The 17,220-nt window shown below is 68.4% G+C and carries 18 protein-coding genes; 13 read left to right on the top strand and 5 right to left on the bottom strand.

All coding sequences use genetic code 11. The features are described 5' to 3' along the window. The first annotated feature begins 100 nt into the window (after positions 1-100). Complete coding sequence (locus E9536_RS00525) at positions 101-1,012, top strand: EamA family transporter (RefSeq protein ID WP_060195834.1); 912 nt, start codon at positions 101-103, stop codon at positions 1,010-1,012. A 13-nt stretch (positions 1,013-1,025) separates the two neighbouring features. Here the strand turns inward: E9536_RS00525 and E9536_RS00520 are convergent, their stop codons facing one another. After that, the gene (locus E9536_RS00520; RefSeq protein ID WP_021159174.1) at positions 1,026-1,499 is read right to left on the bottom strand and encodes an Lrp/AsnC family transcriptional regulator; all 474 of its coding nucleotides are present in this window, start codon (positions 1,497-1,499) and stop codon (positions 1,026-1,028) included. 319 nt (positions 1,500-1,818) lie between these two features. Between E9536_RS00520 and E9536_RS00515 the strand changes: the two genes are divergently transcribed. The 6 genes from E9536_RS00515 to E9536_RS00490 all read left to right on the top strand — a co-directional run bounded on the left by E9536_RS00515 (position 1,819) and on the right by E9536_RS00490 (position 6,230). Beyond that, positions 1,819-3,204 carry an amino acid permease gene (locus E9536_RS00515; protein WP_124814782.1) on the top strand — a complete coding sequence of 462 codons (1,386 nt, stop codon included), beginning with the start codon at positions 1,819-1,821 and terminating at the stop codon, positions 3,202-3,204. 45 nt (positions 3,205-3,249) lie between these two features. Further along, on the top strand, positions 3,250-4,452 hold the full coding sequence (locus E9536_RS00510; RefSeq protein ID WP_136469073.1) for an amino acid aminotransferase: 1,203 nt from the start codon (positions 3,250-3,252) through the stop codon (positions 4,450-4,452). A 164-nt stretch (positions 4,453-4,616) separates the two neighbouring features. Next, a complete protein-coding gene (locus tag E9536_RS00505; protein ID WP_060359022.1) occupies positions 4,617-5,015 on the top strand; it encodes a DUF488 family protein in 399 nt (132 codons plus the stop codon). Between the two features lie 162 nt (positions 5,016-5,177). Then, a complete protein-coding gene (locus E9536_RS00500) occupies positions 5,178-5,462 on the top strand; it encodes a DUF1488 domain-containing protein (protein ID WP_027791546.1) in 285 nt (94 codons plus the stop codon). Between the two features lie 22 nt (positions 5,463-5,484). Beyond that, positions 5,485-5,724, top strand: coding sequence for a hypothetical protein (locus E9536_RS00495; protein ID WP_006479066.1), 240 nt, complete (start codon positions 5,485-5,487; stop codon positions 5,722-5,724). A 155-nt stretch (positions 5,725-5,879) separates the two neighbouring features. Continuing rightward, entirely contained in the window at positions 5,880-6,230 is a 351-nt protein-coding gene (locus E9536_RS00490) for a hypothetical protein (RefSeq protein ID WP_027791547.1), read from the top strand. A 48-nt stretch (positions 6,231-6,278) separates the two neighbouring features. On the opposite strand, the gene E9536_RS00485 is transcribed toward E9536_RS00490, so the two are convergent. The 3 genes from E9536_RS00485 to lhpI form a co-directional block, all read right to left on the bottom strand. Continuing rightward, positions 6,279-7,058 carry a helix-turn-helix domain-containing protein gene (locus E9536_RS00485; RefSeq protein ID WP_021159167.1) on the bottom strand — a complete coding sequence of 260 codons (780 nt, stop codon included), beginning with the start codon at positions 7,056-7,058 and terminating at the stop codon, positions 6,279-6,281. Between the two features lie 16 nt (positions 7,059-7,074). After that, positions 7,075-7,479, bottom strand: coding sequence for a response regulator transcription factor (locus E9536_RS00480; RefSeq protein ID WP_027791549.1), 405 nt, complete (start codon positions 7,477-7,479; stop codon positions 7,075-7,077). A 167-nt stretch (positions 7,480-7,646) separates the two neighbouring features. Further along, complete coding sequence (lhpI, locus tag E9536_RS00475) at positions 7,647-8,582, bottom strand: bifunctional Delta(1)-pyrroline-2-carboxylate/Delta(1)-piperideine-2-carboxylate reductase (protein ID WP_136469072.1); 936 nt, start codon at positions 8,580-8,582, stop codon at positions 7,647-7,649. 263 nt (positions 8,583-8,845) lie between these two features. Here lhpI and E9536_RS00470 point away from each other — a divergent pair, with 263 nt between their 5' ends. The 6 genes from E9536_RS00470 to E9536_RS00445 all read left to right on the top strand — a co-directional run bounded on the left by E9536_RS00470 (position 8,846) and on the right by E9536_RS00445 (position 16,188). After that, positions 8,846-9,583: a GntR family transcriptional regulator gene (locus E9536_RS00470; protein ID WP_059683474.1), complete on the top strand. Its 738-nt coding sequence runs from the start codon at positions 8,846-8,848 to the stop codon at positions 9,581-9,583. 121 nt (positions 9,584-9,704) lie between these two features. Further along, entirely contained in the window at positions 9,705-10,826 is a 1,122-nt protein-coding gene (locus E9536_RS00465) for a branched-chain amino acid ABC transporter substrate-binding protein (protein WP_059694892.1), read from the top strand. Positions 10,827-10,907: 81 nt separating this feature from the next. After that, positions 10,908-11,915: a trans-3-hydroxy-L-proline dehydratase gene (lhpH, locus tag E9536_RS00460; RefSeq protein WP_021159162.1), complete on the top strand. Its 1,008-nt coding sequence runs from the start codon at positions 10,908-10,910 to the stop codon at positions 11,913-11,915. Between the two features lie 173 nt (positions 11,916-12,088). Then, positions 12,089-14,677 (top strand): transglycosylase domain-containing protein, encoded by a 2,589-nt coding sequence (locus E9536_RS00455; RefSeq protein ID WP_136469071.1) that lies wholly within the window; start codon positions 12,089-12,091, stop codon positions 14,675-14,677. A 79-nt stretch (positions 14,678-14,756) separates the two neighbouring features. Beyond that, positions 14,757-15,638, top strand: coding sequence for a PilZ domain-containing protein (locus tag E9536_RS00450; protein ID WP_136469070.1), 882 nt, complete (start codon positions 14,757-14,759; stop codon positions 15,636-15,638). A gap of 223 nt (positions 15,639-15,861) precedes the next feature. Beyond that, positions 15,862-16,188, top strand: coding sequence for a DUF4148 domain-containing protein (locus E9536_RS00445; protein ID WP_027791556.1), 327 nt, complete (start codon positions 15,862-15,864; stop codon positions 16,186-16,188). 135 nt (positions 16,189-16,323) lie between these two features. Here E9536_RS00445 and E9536_RS00440 read toward each other — a convergent pair whose 3' ends face one another. Further along, a complete protein-coding gene (locus tag E9536_RS00440; protein ID WP_136469069.1) occupies positions 16,324-17,217 on the bottom strand; it encodes a DMT family transporter in 894 nt (297 codons plus the stop codon). Between the last annotated feature and the right edge of the window lie 3 nt (positions 17,218-17,220).

Raw genomic sequence — 17,220 nt, 5'->3', positions numbered from 1 at the left:
CGCACGGGGCGGGCGGGACAGGCGAAACGGCGTGGCGGCGCGGGGGCGCAGGACGCTGCGCAGCGCAGGTTTTTTGACAACCGGATGACGTATTCATACGATGAACGCCCTGCGGCGACGATTTCGCGTGGCCGACCGTCAGCGAGTACGCATCGTGCCGATCCCCGTTCTGTTTGCCGTTCTGTGTGCCGCGTTCCTGCATGCGTCATGGAATGCGCTCGTGCGCAGCAGCGGCGACCGGCTGCGGTCGGCCACCGTGCTGCAGATCGCCATCGGGCTGTTCGCGCTGCTGTTCCTGCCGGCCGCCGCGCCGATCACGCCCGCGAGCTGGCTCTGCGTCGTCGCATCGGCCGTGCTCCACGTCGTCTATACGCTGCTGCTGGTGCGCGCGTACGAGCACGGCGACCTGACCGTCGCATACCCGGTCGCGCGCGGCACCGCGCCGCTGCTCGTCACGCTCGGCGCGGCGGTGTTTGCGGGCGAGCACCTGAATGCCGGCGCGCAATGCGGGCTCGTGCTGATCTGCGCGGGCATCCTGGCGATCGGCCTGGAGCGCGGGCGCGACGCGAAGCACCGGATGATGCAGGTCCTGCCGACCGCGTTCGCGACCGGCGTATCGATCGCGGCCTACAGCGTGGTCGACGGAATCGGCGTGCGGGAAAGCGGCAACACGGTCGGCTATACCGCGTGGATGTTCGTGCTGACGGGCGCGATGATGGCCGCGTACTACCGGCTGCGGGCGGGGCCGTTACGGCTGACGCAGGATGTCGGCGAAACGGCGAAGGCCGCGTGCGGCGGCGTGTTCGCAGCGCTCGCGTACGGCATCGTGATCTGGGCGATGGATCGCGCGCCGATGGGGCCGGTGTCGGCGCTGCGGGAAACGAGCGTGGTGTTCGCGGCGCTGATCGCACGCGTGTATCTCGGCGAGCGGCTGACGCCGCGCCGGGCGGCGGGATGCGTGGTGATCGCGGCGGGGGCGTTGCTGATCAGTGCGTTCGAGGCAGTGAGGTAAGCGGGCCGGTGCTTCAGCCTTCCACCGGCATCGCGCTCGTGCACTTGATCTCGTCGAGGCACACGCTCGAATGCACGCCGCTCACGCCGGGAATGCGCATCAGCGTCTCGAGCAGGAACGTGGACAGCCCCTTCAGGTCGCGCGCGACGACTTTCAGCACGTAGTCGATATCGCCCGTCACTGAAAAACACTCCTGGATCTGCGCGAGATCCGACACCAGTTTCTGGAACTTCGACAGGTCGCGGATATGCCCGCGCTCCATCGTCACGTGCACGAAGGCGGTGACGCCAAAACCGAGCGTGTCGGGGCACAGCCGGGTTTCGTAGCGGCGGATCGCGCCGATTTCCTCCAGCCGCCGGTGGCGGCGCAGTGTCTGCGCGGGCGACAGGCCGACCGCCTTCGCCAGATCGAGGTTCGACGCGCGGCCGTTCTCCTGCAGGATCGCGAGCAAGTGGCGATCGAGGCGATCCAGAACCGGTTCATGCATTTTTATTTCCTCATCCGTCTCCTGGGTGCAATCTTATCTCATAATGTAGGGTTTGCATGAACGGGTTACGAAACCCGATTTCGCCGTCGCGACGCTAAACTGACGCCGGATTTTCGTGTGCGATCGCAGCAAGGCGGGCGCGGCGACGGTCGGCGGCCGGTCTGGCGGGGACGTCGACGCGAATCGGGCGCCGCCACGCGAAGATTGCAGTCCCCAACCCGGCGGCTCCACGAACGGCCCCGGCACAGCAAAACAGCGCCCGGCACACCGAGGCGCACCGCACCCCGCTTCAGGCGGAGGCGGACAGAGTGGAGAAGACATGGTTTCTGGAAACGAGAGCGACGGCCTGAAGCGCGGGCTGAAGAACCGGCACATCCAGCTGATTGCGCTCGGCGGCGCGCTCGGCACGGGGCTGTTCCTCGGTATCGCGCAGACGATCAAGATGGCGGGCCCGTCCGTGCTGCTCGGTTACGCGGTGGCCGGCGTCGTCGCGTTCTTCATCATGCGTCAGCTCGGCGAGATGGTCGTCGACGAGCCCGTCGCCGGCTCGTTCAGCTACTTCGCCAACAAGTACGTCGGCCACTTCACCGGCTTCCTGTCGGGCTGGAACTACTGGGTGCTGTACATCCTCGTCAGCATGGCCGAGCTGTCGGCCGTCGGGATCTACGTGCAGTACTGGTGGCCCGGCGTGCCGACCTGGGTGTCGGCGCTGGTGTTCTTCGTCGCGATCAACCTGCTCAACCTGGCGAGCGTGAAGTCGTACGGCGAGACGGAATTCTGGTTCTCGATCATCAAGGTCGCCGCGATCGTCGGCATGATCGGCTTCGGCGGCTGGCTGCTCGCGAGCGGCCATGCAGGCCCGGAGGCGAGCGTCCGGAACCTGTGGCAGCACGGCGGCTTCTTCCCGAACGGCGTGTCGGGGCTCGTGATGTCGATGGCCGCCATCATGTTCTCGTTCGGCGGGCTGGAGCTGATCGGCATCACCGCGGCCGAGGCCGACGATCCGAAGCGCAGCATTCCGCGCGCGACCAACCAGGTGATCTACCGGATCCTGATTTTCTACATCGGCGCGCTCGCCGTGCTGCTGTCGCTGTATCCGTGGGAAAAGGTCGTCACCGGCGGCAGCCCGTTCGTCCTGATCTTCCACGCGCTGAGCAGCAACCTGGTGGCCAACGTGCTGAACGTGGTCGTGCTGACGGCCGCGCTGTCGGTCTACAACAGCGGCGTGTACAGCAACAGCCGGATGCTGTTCGGCCTCGCGCAGCAGGGCAATGCGCCGAAGGTGCTGTGCTCGGTGAACAGGCGCGGCATTCCGCTCGCCGCGCTCGGCGCGTCGGCGCTCGCGACCGGCGTGTGCGTGCTGGTCAACTACTTCATGCCGGGCAAGGCGTTCGAGGTGCTGATGGGCCTCGTCGTGTCGGCGCTGATCATCAACTGGGCGATGATCACGCTGATCCATCTGAAGTTCCGCCAGGCGAAGCGTGCGGCCCGGGAGGAGACTTCCTTCCGCAGTCTGGGCTATCCTTTCACGAATTACCTGTGCCTGGCATTCATGGCCGGCATTCTCGTCGTGATGTACCTGACGCCGGATCTCCGCCTGTCGGTGTACCTGATCCCGGTATGGCTCGCGGTGCTCGCGGTCGGGTATCGCTTCCGTCAGAAGAATGCAGGCTATGCGGTGCACGACGGCGCATCCGCACGCTGACGCAGGCCGGCCCGATCATTCTTCCAAACGAGACAGACTCAAGCCATGTTCGAACACATCGACGCGTACCCGGGCGACCCGATCCTGACGCTCAACGAGAACTTCCAGAAAGATCCGCGCGACCAGAAGGTCAACCTGAGCATCGGCATCTACTTCGACGCCGAAGGCCGGATTCCGGTGATGGGCGCCGTGCGCGAAGCCGAAACCGCGCTGCAGCGTGACCTCGGCGCGAAGCCGTACCTGCCGATGGTCGGCCTCGCCGCGTATCGCGACGCCGTGCAGGCGCTCGTGTTCGGCGCCGATCACCCGGCCCGCGCGGCCGGCCGCATCGCGACGCTGCAGACGCTCGGCGGCTCCGGCGCACTGAAGGTGGGCGCCGATTTCCTGAAGCGCTATTTCCCGGATTCGCAGGTGTGGCTCAGCGATCCGAGCTGGGAAAACCACCGCTTCATCTTCGAGCGCGCCGGCTTCACGGTGAACACGTATCCGTACTACGACGAGGCGACGGGCGGCCTGAAGTTCGACGCGATGCTCGCGGCGATCGGCGCGCTGCCGGCGCGCAGCATCGTGCTGCTGCACGCGTGCTGCCATAACCCGACCGGCGTCGACCTCGACGAAGGCCAGTGGGAGAAGCTGATCGACGTGATCGAGGCGCGCGGGCTGCTGCCGTTCGTCGACATGGCCTACCAGGGCTTCGGCGCGGGCCTCGACGCGGACGCGTTCGCGGTGCGCGAACTGGCCCGCCGCGGCGTGCCGGCGCTGGTCGCGAACTCGTTCTCGAAGAACTTCTCGCTGTACGGCGAGCGCGTGGGCGGCCTGAGCGTCGTCTGCGAGGATGCCGCCGCGGCCGACCGCGTGCTCGGCCAGCTGGCCGGTGCCGTGCGCTCGAACTACAGCAACCCGCAGACCTACGGCGCGAAGGTCGTGGCCACCGTGCTCGGCACGCCGGCACTGCGCAAGCAGTGGGAAGAGGAACTGGCGGCGATGTGCCGCCGCATCGCGCGGATGCGCCAGTCGATCCATGACGGCCTGCGCGACCACGTCAGCGGCGAGGCACTGACGCGCTACGTGAAGCAGCGCGGCATGTTCACGTACACGGGCCTGACCGAATCGCAGGTCGACGCGCTGCGCGAAGTGCACGGCGTGTACATCCTGCGTTCGGGCCGGATGTGCGTCGCGGGCCTGAACGACTCGAACGTCGCCATCGTCGCCGATGCGATCGGCAAGGTGCTGAAGAGCGGCGTCTGATCGCGGCGTGCCCCGGCGCGCAACGCGGCTGGCCGAACCGGCTGTCTCCCGCAAGGGGGCAGCCGGTTTTTCTTTGTGCGGCCGCAATGTCCGCCACCCGGCTGACGGGGGCGCAGGCGCGGCGGTACGATCACGCAATCGGACGCAACACGAAAAGGAGCGACATGGGCATCCGGATCATCCAGCTCGGCACGCCGCGCGCGGCCGGCGAGGGCCTGCGGATCGGCACGGTGCGGCGGCCGCCGCGCGGCGTGCCGAAGGCGGAATTCGCGTCGCGCAACTACTATGATGTATGGCTGCCGACGTTGTCGCCGAGCCCGGAACTCGTCGCGCAGGCGCAGGCCGCCGAAACGGACGCCGAATGGAACGCGTTCCGGCGTCACTTCCGCGCGGAGATGGCGCATGGCGACGCGCCGAAGGTGCTCGACCTGCTGGCGGCGCTGTCGGCGACCACCGCGTTCTCGATCGGCTGCTATTGCGAGGACGAACGCCATTGCCACCGCAGCGTGCTGCGCGAACTGCTCGCGGAACGCGGTGCGACGATCGAGCCCGACGCGGGTTGAACGTGGGTTGAAGGCAGGTTGAAAGCGAGCGAGGGGGGCGTCGCGCAGTCGCGGCCGGCACGCTGCCGCGCCGTCCATCGTGCAGCGCAGCGAACCCGTTGACGTGGGTCAAGCGTGGAGGCGCGCGCGCCACTATGCTCTTGTCATGGAGCCATCACGACGATGACAGGCGGACAGATGCAGATTGCCTTCCCGCCGGAACCGCCCGAATATTGCGCACGCGACCTGGTCGTGGCGTTTTCGGCGCTGGTCGACGGACGTTGCGTGCAGTGCGCGGTCACGGCCGAGGCGCTGGAAGATCATTTCGGCGCGCCGTCGCTGCTCGAACGCGACCTGCTGGCCGCATTCGAAGCGCACCGGTCGGCGATCGAGGCGATGGCGCGACGCATGCTCGAGGAAATCGGCGGCCGGCCGGTGCTGCTGCACAGCGGCCACTTCCGGCTCTGAGACGGATACAGCAGGAGGGTGCATGACACTGCAGGGCAACATTCACGAACGCGACTGGTCCGTCGAAGTCGAGACGCGCCCGTGCGAATCGGGCGAATTCCGCTGCCGCGTGTCGGTCGAGCATGGCGCCGGCGCCGCGCGCTTTCACCATACGTTCGAGCACAGCCATGCGTATCCGACCGAGCGTGAGGCGATGATCGAAGGGCTGCGGGCAGGCATGACATGGATCGAGATGAAGGCGTCGCAGACCTTCAACGTATGAACGATCCCGCGCCGACGAAGGCGCGGGCAGACTATCGGCCGGGCAGCGATCGAAGAAATCGCGCCGTGCCACGGGCAACACGTGCCGCCGCATGTCGATGCGGGCGGCATATGCAAGGCGGTCGACGAGCGGGCGGCCCCGTCAGGAGACACGACATGGGCGTGGGCATGCAGATCGCCTGCCATGGATTCGCGGGTACCGCCGCGATCGAAGCCGAAGCCGGCGCGCTGCTGGTGCGGCTCGAGCGCTTCCGCGCGCTGATCGACGGCTGCCACCTCGCCATCGAATCGCGCGCCGCCGCCGATGGCGCGCGCCGGTACGACGTGCGGCTCGACCTCGTGATGCGCGACACGTCGCTCTGGCTGCTGCCGGCGTGTGTCGGCGACGACATGGACGACACGCTGCGCCGCGCGTTCATGCAGGCCGAACAGGCGCTGATCGCATGCCAGGCGGGCGGTGCAAGGGTGGGGCTGCGCGATGCGGCGGCAGGCAGCGCGGCGCAATGAGGCATCGCACGCGATGCCGCGCCGGCGGCCGGGCGCCGGCGCGCCCGGTCAGACCCGGGCGAGCGCTTGCGAGTCGATGATGCGCACGCGCTTGCCGCGCGTTTCGACCAGCGCTTCGCGATGGAACCGCGAGAACATCCGGCTGACGGTTTCGAGCTTCATCCCGAGATAGCAGCCGATTTCCTCGCGCGTCATCCGCAGGTTGAATTCCGTCGCCGAATAGCCGCGCGCCTCGAAGCGTGACGACAGGTTCAGCAGGAATTGCGCGACGCGCTGTTCGGCCGACATCGTGCCGAGCAGCAGCATCTGGCTCGATTCGCGGACGATCTCGCTGCTCAGCATCTGGTAGAGGAAGTGCTGCATCGGCTTGATCTCGCGGCACGCCGCTTCGAGCGCGCCGAACGGGATGATGCACACGACGCTGTCTTCGAGCGCGATCGCGTCGCAGCAGTGCTGGCCGCTGCCGATGCCGTCCATCCCGAGCGTTTCACCGGCAATCTGGAAGCCCGTCACGTGCTCGCGGCCGTCGCGATGCATCATCACCGTCTTGAACGAACCCGCGCGCACCGCGTAGATGCTCTGGAACGGATCGTCGGTGCGGAACAGCGCATCGCCCTGGCGCACCTGCCGGGTCGTACAGATGATCGCGTCGAGGCGGCCGTATTCGGCGGCCGTCAGTTGCGGCGGCAGGCACATCGAGCGCATCGCGCACGCCGAGCAGCGCGCGGCGGGATGTTTGGCGGCGTCGGCACGCGTGACCGCGCGAAGCGGAATCGTCGGCCGGGGCGTGATGGATACGTCGGCGGCGCAGGCGGTGGCTGTGGACATGAGTCACTCCGGCTCGTCAGGGGCGGTGCACGCGAGCGTGCACCAGGGATTCGATGACGCGGCATGCGGCGTCGAATTCGACGGTCTTGTCGAAGAAGTAGTCGGCTCCGGCCGACGCGCATGCCTCTCTGAATGCCGGCGCCGAGTGATTCGTCAGCACGATCGTAACGATGCGCGGCGCGGCCTTCGACAGCGTCCCGATCAGGTCGAGGCCGCTGCCGTCCGCCAGCCGCAGGTCGACGATCACGACATCCGCCTGACTGCTGCGGATGTGCGTCCACGCGTCCTGGCCGTCTTCCGCCTCGCCCACGACGGCGACACCGCGGATCGCGCCGACGAGCAGCGCGATCCGCTGTCGGACGGCGACGGCGTGATCGACGAGAAACACCCGGAGCGCGGCGGGCAACTGGCTGGCATTCATGCCGGCAGTATCGTGTTGCGCCGCCGAAAATGAAATCGGCCGAATTGGAAGTTGATGTAGGCCGCGGCGACGCGTTGTAGGGCGATTCCTACAACGCGTACGGGAAACCGCCGGAGCGGCCCCGGTGTGACGTGCCGCCTGTGGGGCAGGCGGGTCGTGCCGCCGGATCAGCCGGCCCGGCGCGCGTCCAGCGCATCGCGCGCGGTTCGGCACGCGGCCAGATCCCACGCCGCACAGCCGACGCTCTTGAACAGCAGCGGCCCGGTGCGGTCGAATGTGCCGCCCAGCACGTCGGCGAGCGACGCGACGTGCTGCCAGTCGACCCGCGCGACGATCAGGTCGCCGGCTTCGTGGCGGGCGCCGGCCGGATCGTCGACGACCAGCCGGCTGGCACGCACGGTGTTCGAGTCGATTTCCGCGGCATCCGCGGTGAACGCGCCGACGCCGACCACGAGCCGGCCTTCGCGCGCGGCTTCGCGGTAGACGGGCGTGCGGCTCGTCGTCAGCGTCACGACGACGTCGATCGCATCGGGAACCGCGTCGCCTTCGAGCGGTGCGAGATGCGGCGCGTGCGCGCGGTGCGCGGCGCAGAATGCCGCCGCGCTGTCGGCGCGATTGCCGCGCACGTGCAGGCGCGCGTCGGGAAAGATCGCCGCGAGCGCTTCCGCGTGATTGGCCGCCTGCTTGCCGGTGCCGATCAACAGGATGTCGCGCGGCGCGGCGCCGTGCAGCGCCTGGATGCCGAGCGCGGTGATGGCCGCCGTGCGGCGTCCGGTGACCGTCGGGCCGTCGAGCGCGAAGCGCATCTCGCCGGTGGTCGCGTCGTACGCGGTCACCTGGCCGAGGATCGTCGGCAGCCCGCGCGCGCCGTTGCCCGGGCACACGTTCACGAGCTTGTGGGTCGCGAGGTCGCGCGCGCTCGACGGCATCGACAGCATCACGCCGCCGGCCTGCAGCGGCACGACCAGGCGCTCGGGGCTGACGATCTCGCCCGCCGCATAGTCGGCGACGGCCTGCCTGAGCGTGGCGAGCAGCGCCGGGTAGTCGAGCAGCGCGGCCGTGTCGGCCGCATCGAAAACGGGAATCGGGGAAAGCGCGGTCATCGTGTACGTCGCATGCGTCGGTGAGCGTGGACGACGGGCGCATGCCGCGCCCGCCACAAATCTGCCGGATACCGTGACACAGGGCAGTGTGGATCGAATCTATACCACTTGCTGGCCCGCCTGCAACCCAGAAAATAAAGCGCCTTGCCGGTTTTGGTTCTAATATCTGTCCAGAAGGGCCGCCATGGCCTCGATGCCGGCGCGCTCCGGTATAGTGCGAACCCATTCCAGATTCACGCCCTCGACCGGGCAGGAGCTACACGATGATGTCCGCGCGTCCCGACTCACTCGAAGGCGGTTTCAAGCCGCTGCAGATCTACGAGCAGGTGGCCGAGAAGATCCGCGACGAGATCCGCGCGGGGCGCTATGCCGCCGAGTCGCGGCTGCCGTCCGAGCGCGAGCTCGCGGGGCTGTTCCAGGTCGGCCGGCCGGCCGTGCGCGAAGCGCTCGGTGCGCTGCAGAACGAAGGGCTCGTGTTCACGAAGCGCAATTCGGGCACCTACGTCGTCGCGGCGCCGCTCGACGTGCTCGCGCAGCGCGGCGACACGCACGAGGCGTCCGAAGCCGATTTCAGCCCGACGTCGACGCTCGACGTTCGGTTGATCCTCGAGCCGGCGATCGCGCGCCTCGCGGCCGCGCACGGCCGGGCCGACCCCGGCGCCGAACGCTACCTGGCCCAGATGGAAACCATTACCGACGTCGACGATCCGCATCAGCGGGCCCTGTGGAACGAGAGCGACCGGTTGTTCCACCGGCAACTCGCGTTGATGACGGGCGACGCGTTGATCGTGAAGATCGCGGACGAAGTCGCGAAGACGATGGATCAGCCGCTGTGGAAGCGGCTGAAGGACGACGGCATCTACGACGCGGGCCGGATCCGGCTCTACGTGTCCGAGCATCGGCTGATCTACGAGGCGATCGTGTCGGGCGACGCCGATGCGGCGGCGTTCTATGTCGAACAGCACATCCGCCGCGTGCGGCGCGACATCGCGCCGAAGTGACCGCGCCGAAATCGTTCTGGTCTGAAAAATGACCAGAATCGAACACTTTATTTTGAAATTGCTTGCGCGGTGACCACGCGTGTCCTACATTGGTTTCACACAAAACCAATCAGGAGACATCATGCGACATCTCGTTACCGCGCTTTCGGTGGCCATCGCCGCCGGCGCGCTGACTTCCGCGCACGCGCAGGAAGTCGTGATGATCGGCCATTCGGCGCCGCTGACCGGCCCGCAGGCCGCGAACGGCAAGGACAATGAAAACGGCGCGCGCCTGGCCGTCGACGAACTCAACAAGGCCGGCATCAAGGTCGCCGGCAAGACCGTCACCTTCAAACTGGTTTCCGACGACGACCAGGCCGACCCGAAAGCGGGCGTGCAGGTGGCGCAGAACCTCGTCGACAAGGGCGTCGTCGCGGTGCTCGGCCCGTACAACTCGGGCGTCGCGATTCCCGCATCGCGCGTGTACTCGAATGCCGGCGTGCCGATGCTGCCGGTCGCATCGAACCCGGCGCTGACCAAGCAGGGCTTCAAGAACATCTTCCGGATCGGCGCGAGCGACGAGCAGCTCGGCGGCACGATGGCCACGTTCGCCGCGAAGACGCTGAACGCGAAAACCGCCGCCGTGATCGACGATCGCACCGCGTACGGGCAGGGCGTCGCCGAGCAGTTCATGAACGTCGCGAAGGCGAACGGGATCAGGATCGTCGACCAGGAATTCACGAACTCGTCGGCCACCGATTTCCTCGGCATCCTCACCAAGATCAAGGCCAGCAACCCCGACGTGATCTTCCTCGGCGGCTATGCGGCGCAGGGTGCGCCGATGGCCAAGCAGATGAAGCAGCGCGGCCTGCGCGCGAAGCTGCTCGGCGGCGACGGCATCTGCTCGGCCGACATGGGCAAGGTCGCGGGCGACGCGGCATCGATCGTCTACTGCGCGCAGGGCGGCGTCGCGCTCGAGAAGACGGCGGCCGGCCGCGAATTCCTGAAGAAGTACCACGACACGTATCACACCGATACGCAGGTCTACGGCGTGAACTACTACGACGGGATGAAGCTGCTCGCCGACGCGATGGTCAAGGCCGGTACGACCACCGACAAGGCGAAGCTGATCGCGCAGCTCGCGAAGTCGAACTACGCGGGCGTCGCGGGCACCTATTCGTTCGACGCGAACGGCGACCTGAAGGGCGCGCCGACGACCGTCTACGTGATCCGCAACGGCCTGCCGGAGCCGTACGCGAAGTAAGCGACGCACCAAGCGCCGCACAAGCCTGTCACCGGACGGCGGCGCGACCGCCGTCCTTCGTTTCCACGCATCCGATCGACCATGAAAATTTCCCGATCCCTTTCCACCGTCGAAGTGCATACGGGCGGCGAAGCGTTCCGCATCGTCACGAGCGGGCTGCCGAGACTGCCGGGCGACACGATCGTCCAGCGCCGCGCGTGGCTCAAGGAGAACGCCGACGAGATCCGCCGCGCGCTGATGTTCGAACCGCGCGGCCACGCCGACATGTACGGCGGCTACCTCACCGAGCCGGTGTCGCCGAATGCCGATTTCGGCGTGATCTTCGTGCACAACGAAGGCTACAGCGACCATTGCGGACACGGCGTGATCGCGCTGTCGACCGCCGCCGTCGAGCTCGGCTGGGTGCAGCGCACGGTGCCGGAAACGCGGGTCGGCATCGACGCGCCGTGCGGCTTCATCGAGGCTTTCGTGAAGTGGGACGGCGAGCATGCGGGGCCGGTGCGCTTCGTCAACGTGCCGTCGTTCATCTGGCAACGCGACGTGTCGGTCGAGACGCCGTCGTTCGGCACCGTGACCGGCGACATCGCGTACGGCGGCGCGTTCTATTTCTACGTCGACGGCGCGCCGTTCGACCTGCCGGTGCGCGAAGCGGCGGTGGAAAGGCTGATCCGCTTCGGCGCGGAAGTGAAGGCCGCCGCGAACGCGAAATACCCGGTCGTGCATCCGGAGATTCCGGAAATCAACCACATCTACGGCACGATCATCGCGAACGCGCCGCGCCATCCGGGCTCGACGCAGGCGAACTGCTGCGTGTTCGCGGATCGCGAGGTCGACCGCTCGCCGACGGGCTCCGGCACCGGCGGCCGGGTCGCGCAGCTCTACCAGCGCGGGTTGCTCGCGGCCGGCGACACGCTCGTCAACGAATCGATCGTCGGCACGGTCTTCAAGGGGCGCGTGCTGCGCGAAACGACGGTCGGCGGGATGCCGGCCGTGATTCCGGAAGTGGAAGGCAGCGCGCATATCTGCGGGTTCGCGAACTGGATCGTCGACGAGCGCGATCCGCTGACCTACGGTTTTCTCGTGCGCTGAGTCGCCGCGCCGATCGGCCGCGCGTTGCGCGGCTTCCCGTTTGTCGTACCAGGCTTGGCGCGTCGTTCCAGTGAGGGAGCGCGCGCCTTTTTTGCGTGTGAACCGGCGCCCGGCCGCCCGTGCGGGTGGGCGCGACGCCGTCGCGGTTCGGCGGGCCGCGCGAGTTTGGTACGATGCACCCTTTTCAGCCGAGCTCCACCCGCGTGAATCGCCGAAACGTGTCGTCAGTGCGTGACTTCTGTGCCAGATGGGTCGCGCGCGCCCAACCCGTCGCGGCTGCCGCCGTCGCGCGGGTCAAGCCTCTCGCCGCCGTTGCGTGGCACCACCTGCGTCATCCGACGCGCCGCGGCGTGCTGCTCGCGGGCGCCGCCGTGCCGGCGCTGTTCGTGGTGTACGTGGTCGTGCTCATCCCGTTTACGCCGGGCATCGGCGACATCCGCAAGGCGCGTGTCGACCAGCCCGCGCAGGTGCTGTCCGCCGACGGCAAGCTGCTGGCCGAATTCAAGCCGTCGAACCGGGAATGGGTGCCGCTCAAGCAGATCTCGCCGCACATGGTCGACGCACTGATCGCGACCGAGGATCACCGCTTCTACGAGCACCACGGCCTCGACTGGAAGCGCACGGCATCGGCCGCGCTCCATACGTTCTCGGGTAGCCGCCAGGGCGGCTCGACGATCACGCAGCAGCTCGCGCGCAACCTGTATCCGGACGAAATCGGCCGCGCGCCGACGCTCACGCGCAAGGTGAAGGAGGCGATCACCGCGCTGAAGATCGAGGCCGTCTACAGCAAGGACCAGATCCTCGAGACCTACCTGAACACGGTGCCGTTCCTGTACAACGCGTACGGTGTCGAGATGGCCGCGCGCACCTATTTCGACAAGTCCGCCGACGAGCTCGACGTGCTCGACAGCGCGACGCTCGTCGGGATGCTGAAGGGCAACAGCTACTACAACCCGGTGCTGAATCCCGAGCGCGCGCTGCAGCGGCGCAATACGGTGCTCGGGCAGATGGTGAAGTACGGCAAGCTGTCGCCCGCGCAGTTCGCGCAATTGCAGCGCCGGCCGTTGCGGATCGATTTCGAGCGCCAGAAGGAGCCGCCCGGGCCGGCGCCGCATTTCGCGCAGCAACTCCGCAAATGGCTGATCGCGTGGGCCGACCGCAACGACTACAACATCTACGCGGACGGGCTGATCGTGCGCACGACGATCGACTCGCGGCTGCAGCAGATGGCGACGCAGGCGCTCACGCTGCAGGGCAACCAGTTGCAGGGCATCGCGAACAACGCGTGGAGCGGCCGCGACGGCTGCGGCACCGACAACGAGGTATTCCGCACCTTCATGCGCGAGTCGCCCGAATACAAGGCCGCGCAGGACGCCGGCAAGGACGACGCGGCCGCGATGAAGCTGCTCGCGGCCGACCGCGGGTTCATGCGTGCGCTGTGCAAGACCAAGACCGACGTGCAGGCCGGCTTCCTCGCGATCGACCCGCGCAACGGGCAGATCCGCGCGTGGGTCGGCAGCCGCGACTTCACCAGCGAGCCGTTCGACCACGTCGCGCAGGCGCGGCGCCAGCCGGGCTCGACGTTCAAGCCGTTCGTCTATGGCGTCGCGTTCGCGAACGGGATGAAGCCGGACGACACGTTCATCGACCAGCCGGTCGAGATCCCGTTGAAGGGCGGCGAGATCTGGCGGCCGAACGACGACGTGCCGCCGACGGGCAAGCCGATGACGTTGCGCGACGCGGTCGCGCTGTCGCGCAACCGGATCACCGCGCAGGTGATGGAGAAGGTCGGGCCGGCCTCCGTCGCCAGGCTCGCGCGCGACATGGGCGTGCGGGAAAGCCCGCTCGAACGCGTGCCGTCGCTCGCGCTCGGCACGAGCCCGGTCACGCTGAAGGAGATGGTCGCGTCGTACGCGACGGTCGCGAACGGCGGGCTGTATGTCGAGCCGCAGATGGTGACGCGCATCGAGAACCGCCAGGGCGACGTGCTCGCCGAATACGCGCCGGCGCCGCCCGAGCGCGCGCTCGACGCCGAGACCGACAAGACGCTGCTCAGCGTGATGCGCGACGTCGTGACGCGGGGCACGGGCGGCAGCATCCGCACGCGCTTCGGGATTCGCGGCGACGTGGCCGGCAAGACGGGCACGACGCAGGACAACGCGGACGGCTGGTTCATCCTGATGCAGCCCGGCCTCGTTGCCGGCGCGTGGGTCGGTTTCGACGACGGCCGCGTGACGTTGCGCAGCGATTACTGGGGGCAGGGCGCGCACAGCGCGCTGCCGATCGTCGGCGATTTCTTCCAGCGTGCGCAGCGCGCCCGGATCGTCGACACGAAGGCGAAATTCGATACCGAGCCGTCGCCTGGCTGGTTCGCGTCGCTGCGCGAGCGCGTGACGGACCTGTTCGACACATGGTTCCCGCCCAAGCCTGAGAGGGCGCCCGCGCCGGTCAGGACGCAGCGGGTGGAGCGCGCGCCCGAGGCTGACACCGGCACGGAATCGACCGCCTCGGCCGCCTCCGCGCCGGAAGCGGCATCGGGTGGCATCGTCGAGGAATGGGTACCGGCGTCCGAAGTGGCCGCGTCGGCTGCCGCGCTGTCGGCCGGCGCTTCGCAACCGCAGCCTGCTCAGCCGCCAGCGGGTGCGAGCACGCCAGGCGGGGGCAGTTCGGGCCTCGGTGCCGCACCGTCCGCCGCTCCTTCGGCTGCACCGGCCCAGCCGCCCGTGCCGGCCGCTCCCGACGCGAGCGGCGCCTCGCAGTAACGCAGCCGTTCAGATTTCGCGCGCGGCTGCCGTAATCATGGTGTCACGACAGCTCGCGCGGTCGCTCCGCGCCTCTCCGATGAGGCTATCTTCCGACTACGTCGCGCTCGCGCGCGACGATCTCGCCGCCGGTGTCCCGCTCGCCTTCGATCTCTACGATGCCGACGGCGCCGCGCTGCTGCCGGCGGGCACGACGCTGCGCGATGCCCCGCAGCATGCATTCCTGTTCGACCATTTCCGGCCGGTACGCCGGCGCGACGACACCGAAGCCGTAGCCGAAACCGAAACCGCGCCGCGCGTGCCCGACGCGGTGCCGCATGCCACGCGAATGGGGTTGTCGGCGGGCGCCGCGATCGGCATCCGCCGCCGGGTCGGCACGACCCGCGGGCTGCAGCGCTACCGGCTGATCGGCACTGCCGCCTCGGGTGCGCTGTTCGTCGAGCCGCAGCCGGCGGCCGCGTTCGACTTCGCGAGTGGCGACGACATCGAGGCGGTGGCCATCGGCCGCGCCGCGGTGTCGCGTTTCGGTGCGACGGTGGAATCGGTGCACGAGGCGGGCGGCGCGCGGTTTCTGGTCCTGTCGCCGCCGGGTTTCGTCGACCGCCTGCGCACACGCGCGGAGCCGCGCGTGCCGGTGCGGATCGCCGCCTGCTGCGCAGGCGGAGCGGAGGGCGCGGAAGGCATCGGGATGGTGCACGACATCAGCGTGAGCGGGCTGTCGATTGCCGTCGACCGGCCGATTGCCGCCATCGGCGAGCCCTTGCGCGTGCTGCTGCCGTACGCGACGGGCGCCCGGGTCGAGCTGCTGGCGCTCGACGGCACGGTGCGGGCCGTCCATGCCGACCCGGCGGCGCCCGCGCTGACGCTGCATCATGCGGCGTTCGGCGAGACCGGCGCCGACGACCTGATTCGCCTCAAGGCGTTGTTGTTCGACCGGCTGATGGCGTCGTCGGGGCGCTGATGCCCGGCGGAGCGCACCGGGTACCGAATCGCGGCATTCGGTGCGCGAACGCCGATAATCGTCTGACGATTCAGTGAATTCCGCGACGATTGTATGTTTTCCGTCAACAGTGAATTCGTGATTTAAGTATTTACCCTGATAGGGCCGCCTCCTAGACTTCTACTCATGCGCAACGACCCCGAGTCCGAAGCGCCTGACAAAACAATCCTGGAGGTAACGCATCATGAAATCGCTGATCAAGGCAGTTGCACTGGCCGCCCTGGTGGCCGCACCGGTCGTTTCGTTCGCCCAGAGCCAGCAGCCGCTGACGCGCGCGCAAGTGCGCGCCGAGCTGGTTCAGCTCGAAAAGGCCGGTTACAACCCGAACGACTGGATCAATTACCCGGAAAACATCCAGGCCGCGCAGGCAAAGATCGCCGCCGCACAGAACACCGGCGCGCAAGCCGATGCAACGGGCTACGGCTCGAACCCTGTCGGGACGTCGCAGTCGGGTCAGCGCGTGCTCGTGCCGACCGCCGCCGACCGTTCGTCGGTGTACTTCGGCCACTAAGCCTGGCATCGCCCGCAAGGGCGCCCGGCGCTTGCCGTCTCTTCCGAAACCCGCGCACGGTGTCCGTGTGCGGGTTTTGCATTTTGGCTGCCTGATTCGTCGGGTCGGGCGCGAGCGCGTTGCGCCCGATGCGCATCAGCGGCGGCTGCCCGCCTGGCGCGCCCGGGTCGCGAGCACGGCCGCGACACCGCCGAGGATCGCGGCCGATGCGAGCGCGAGCCGCCAGGTCGGCTGTTCCGACAGGAACAGCACGGCGCCGCATGCAGCGATGGGGGGAACGGAGAGCTGGACCGCCGCGGCGCGCATCGCCGTGAGGTGCCGCAGCGCGGCGTACCAGAGCACGTAGCCGAGGCCCGAGGTCAGCGCGCCGGAAAGCACGGCGAGTACGGCGCCGGCCGGCGTGACGTGAAAGCGGGCGGCGAGCGCGACGCTCAGCGCGAGCGCCAGCGGCGCGGCGCGCAGGAAATTGCCGGCGGTCGCCGCGACCGGATCGACGGGCCGACGGCCGCGTACCGAATAGATTCCCCATGCGATGCCCGCAGCCGTCATCAGCGCGGCGCCGCGCGGCGTGGGCGCGGCGAGCCCGGGCGACACGAGATACACCAGTCCGCCGAGTGCCGCGCCGAACCCGGCCCAGCCGGTTGCGGCAAACCGTTCGCCGGCGTGCCATCCCGCCGCAAACATCGTCAGTTGCACCGCGCCGAACAGGATCAGCGCGCCGGTGGCCGCGCTGACGGTCAGATACGCAAACGAGAAGCACGCAACGTACACGAACAGCATCGCCGCGGCGGGCCAGTCCGCAGGCGGGGCGGGCCGCCGCGCCCCCGCGCGCGCGACGATCGCGAGCATCAGCGCGCCGGATACGAGACGCAGGCTGCCGAAGCTGGCCGCGTCGATTCGTCCGGCCTGCAGCGCGAGCCGGCACAGCAGCGAATTCGACGCGAACGCGAGCATCGCGATCGACGTCAGCGCGGCGACGCGCATGCCCGGCCGGACATGCAGCGCGAACGTGGAGGCAAGCGGTCGCATCGC

The sequence above is a fragment of the Burkholderia sp. LS-044 genome, from assembly GCF_004803625.1.
In the GTDB taxonomy this organism is placed as follows: domain Bacteria; phylum Pseudomonadota; class Gammaproteobacteria; order Burkholderiales; family Burkholderiaceae; genus Burkholderia; species Burkholderia cepacia.
Note: the sequence above shows the minus strand (reverse complement) of the source record. Positions and strands in the feature narration are given on the sequence as shown.

Bases quoted from the DNA above. Each gene is read 5' to 3' on its own strand.
- E9536_RS00525 (WP_060195834.1), top strand. From the start codon at position 101: ATGAACGCCCTGCGGCGACGATTTCGCGTGGCCGACCGTCAGCGAGTA.
- E9536_RS00520 (WP_021159174.1), bottom strand. From the start codon at position 1,499: ATGCATGAACCGGTTCTGGATCGCCTCGATCGCCACTTGCTCGCGATC.
- E9536_RS00515 (WP_124814782.1), top strand. From the start codon at position 1,819: ATGGTTTCTGGAAACGAGAGCGACGGCCTGAAGCGCGGGCTGAAGAAC.
- E9536_RS00510 (WP_136469073.1), top strand. From the start codon at position 3,250: ATGTTCGAACACATCGACGCGTACCCGGGCGACCCGATCCTGACGCTC.
- E9536_RS00505 (WP_060359022.1), top strand. From the start codon at position 4,617: ATGGGCATCCGGATCATCCAGCTCGGCACGCCGCGCGCGGCCGGCGAG.
- E9536_RS00500 (WP_027791546.1), top strand. From the start codon at position 5,178: ATGACAGGCGGACAGATGCAGATTGCCTTCCCGCCGGAACCGCCCGAA.
- E9536_RS00495 (WP_006479066.1), top strand. From the start codon at position 5,485: ATGACACTGCAGGGCAACATTCACGAACGCGACTGGTCCGTCGAAGTC.
- E9536_RS00490 (WP_027791547.1), top strand. From the start codon at position 5,880: ATGGGCGTGGGCATGCAGATCGCCTGCCATGGATTCGCGGGTACCGCC.
- E9536_RS00485 (WP_021159167.1), bottom strand. From the start codon at position 7,058: ATGTCCACAGCCACCGCCTGCGCCGCCGACGTATCCATCACGCCCCGG.
- E9536_RS00480 (WP_027791549.1), bottom strand. From the start codon at position 7,479: ATGAATGCCAGCCAGTTGCCCGCCGCGCTCCGGGTGTTTCTCGTCGAT.
- lhpI (WP_136469072.1), bottom strand. From the start codon at position 8,582: ATGACCGCGCTTTCCCCGATTCCCGTTTTCGATGCGGCCGACACGGCC.
- E9536_RS00470 (WP_059683474.1), top strand. From the start codon at position 8,846: ATGATGTCCGCGCGTCCCGACTCACTCGAAGGCGGTTTCAAGCCGCTG.
- E9536_RS00465 (WP_059694892.1), top strand. From the start codon at position 9,705: ATGCGACATCTCGTTACCGCGCTTTCGGTGGCCATCGCCGCCGGCGCG.
- lhpH (WP_021159162.1), top strand. From the start codon at position 10,908: ATGAAAATTTCCCGATCCCTTTCCACCGTCGAAGTGCATACGGGCGGC.
- E9536_RS00455 (WP_136469071.1), top strand. From the start codon at position 12,089: ATGCACCCTTTTCAGCCGAGCTCCACCCGCGTGAATCGCCGAAACGTG.
- E9536_RS00450 (WP_136469070.1), top strand. From the start codon at position 14,757: ATGAGGCTATCTTCCGACTACGTCGCGCTCGCGCGCGACGATCTCGCC.
- E9536_RS00445 (WP_027791556.1), top strand. From the start codon at position 15,862: ATGAAATCGCTGATCAAGGCAGTTGCACTGGCCGCCCTGGTGGCCGCA.
- E9536_RS00440 (WP_136469069.1), bottom strand. From the start codon at position 17,217: ATGCGACCGCTTGCCTCCACGTTCGCGCTGCATGTCCGGCCGGGCATG.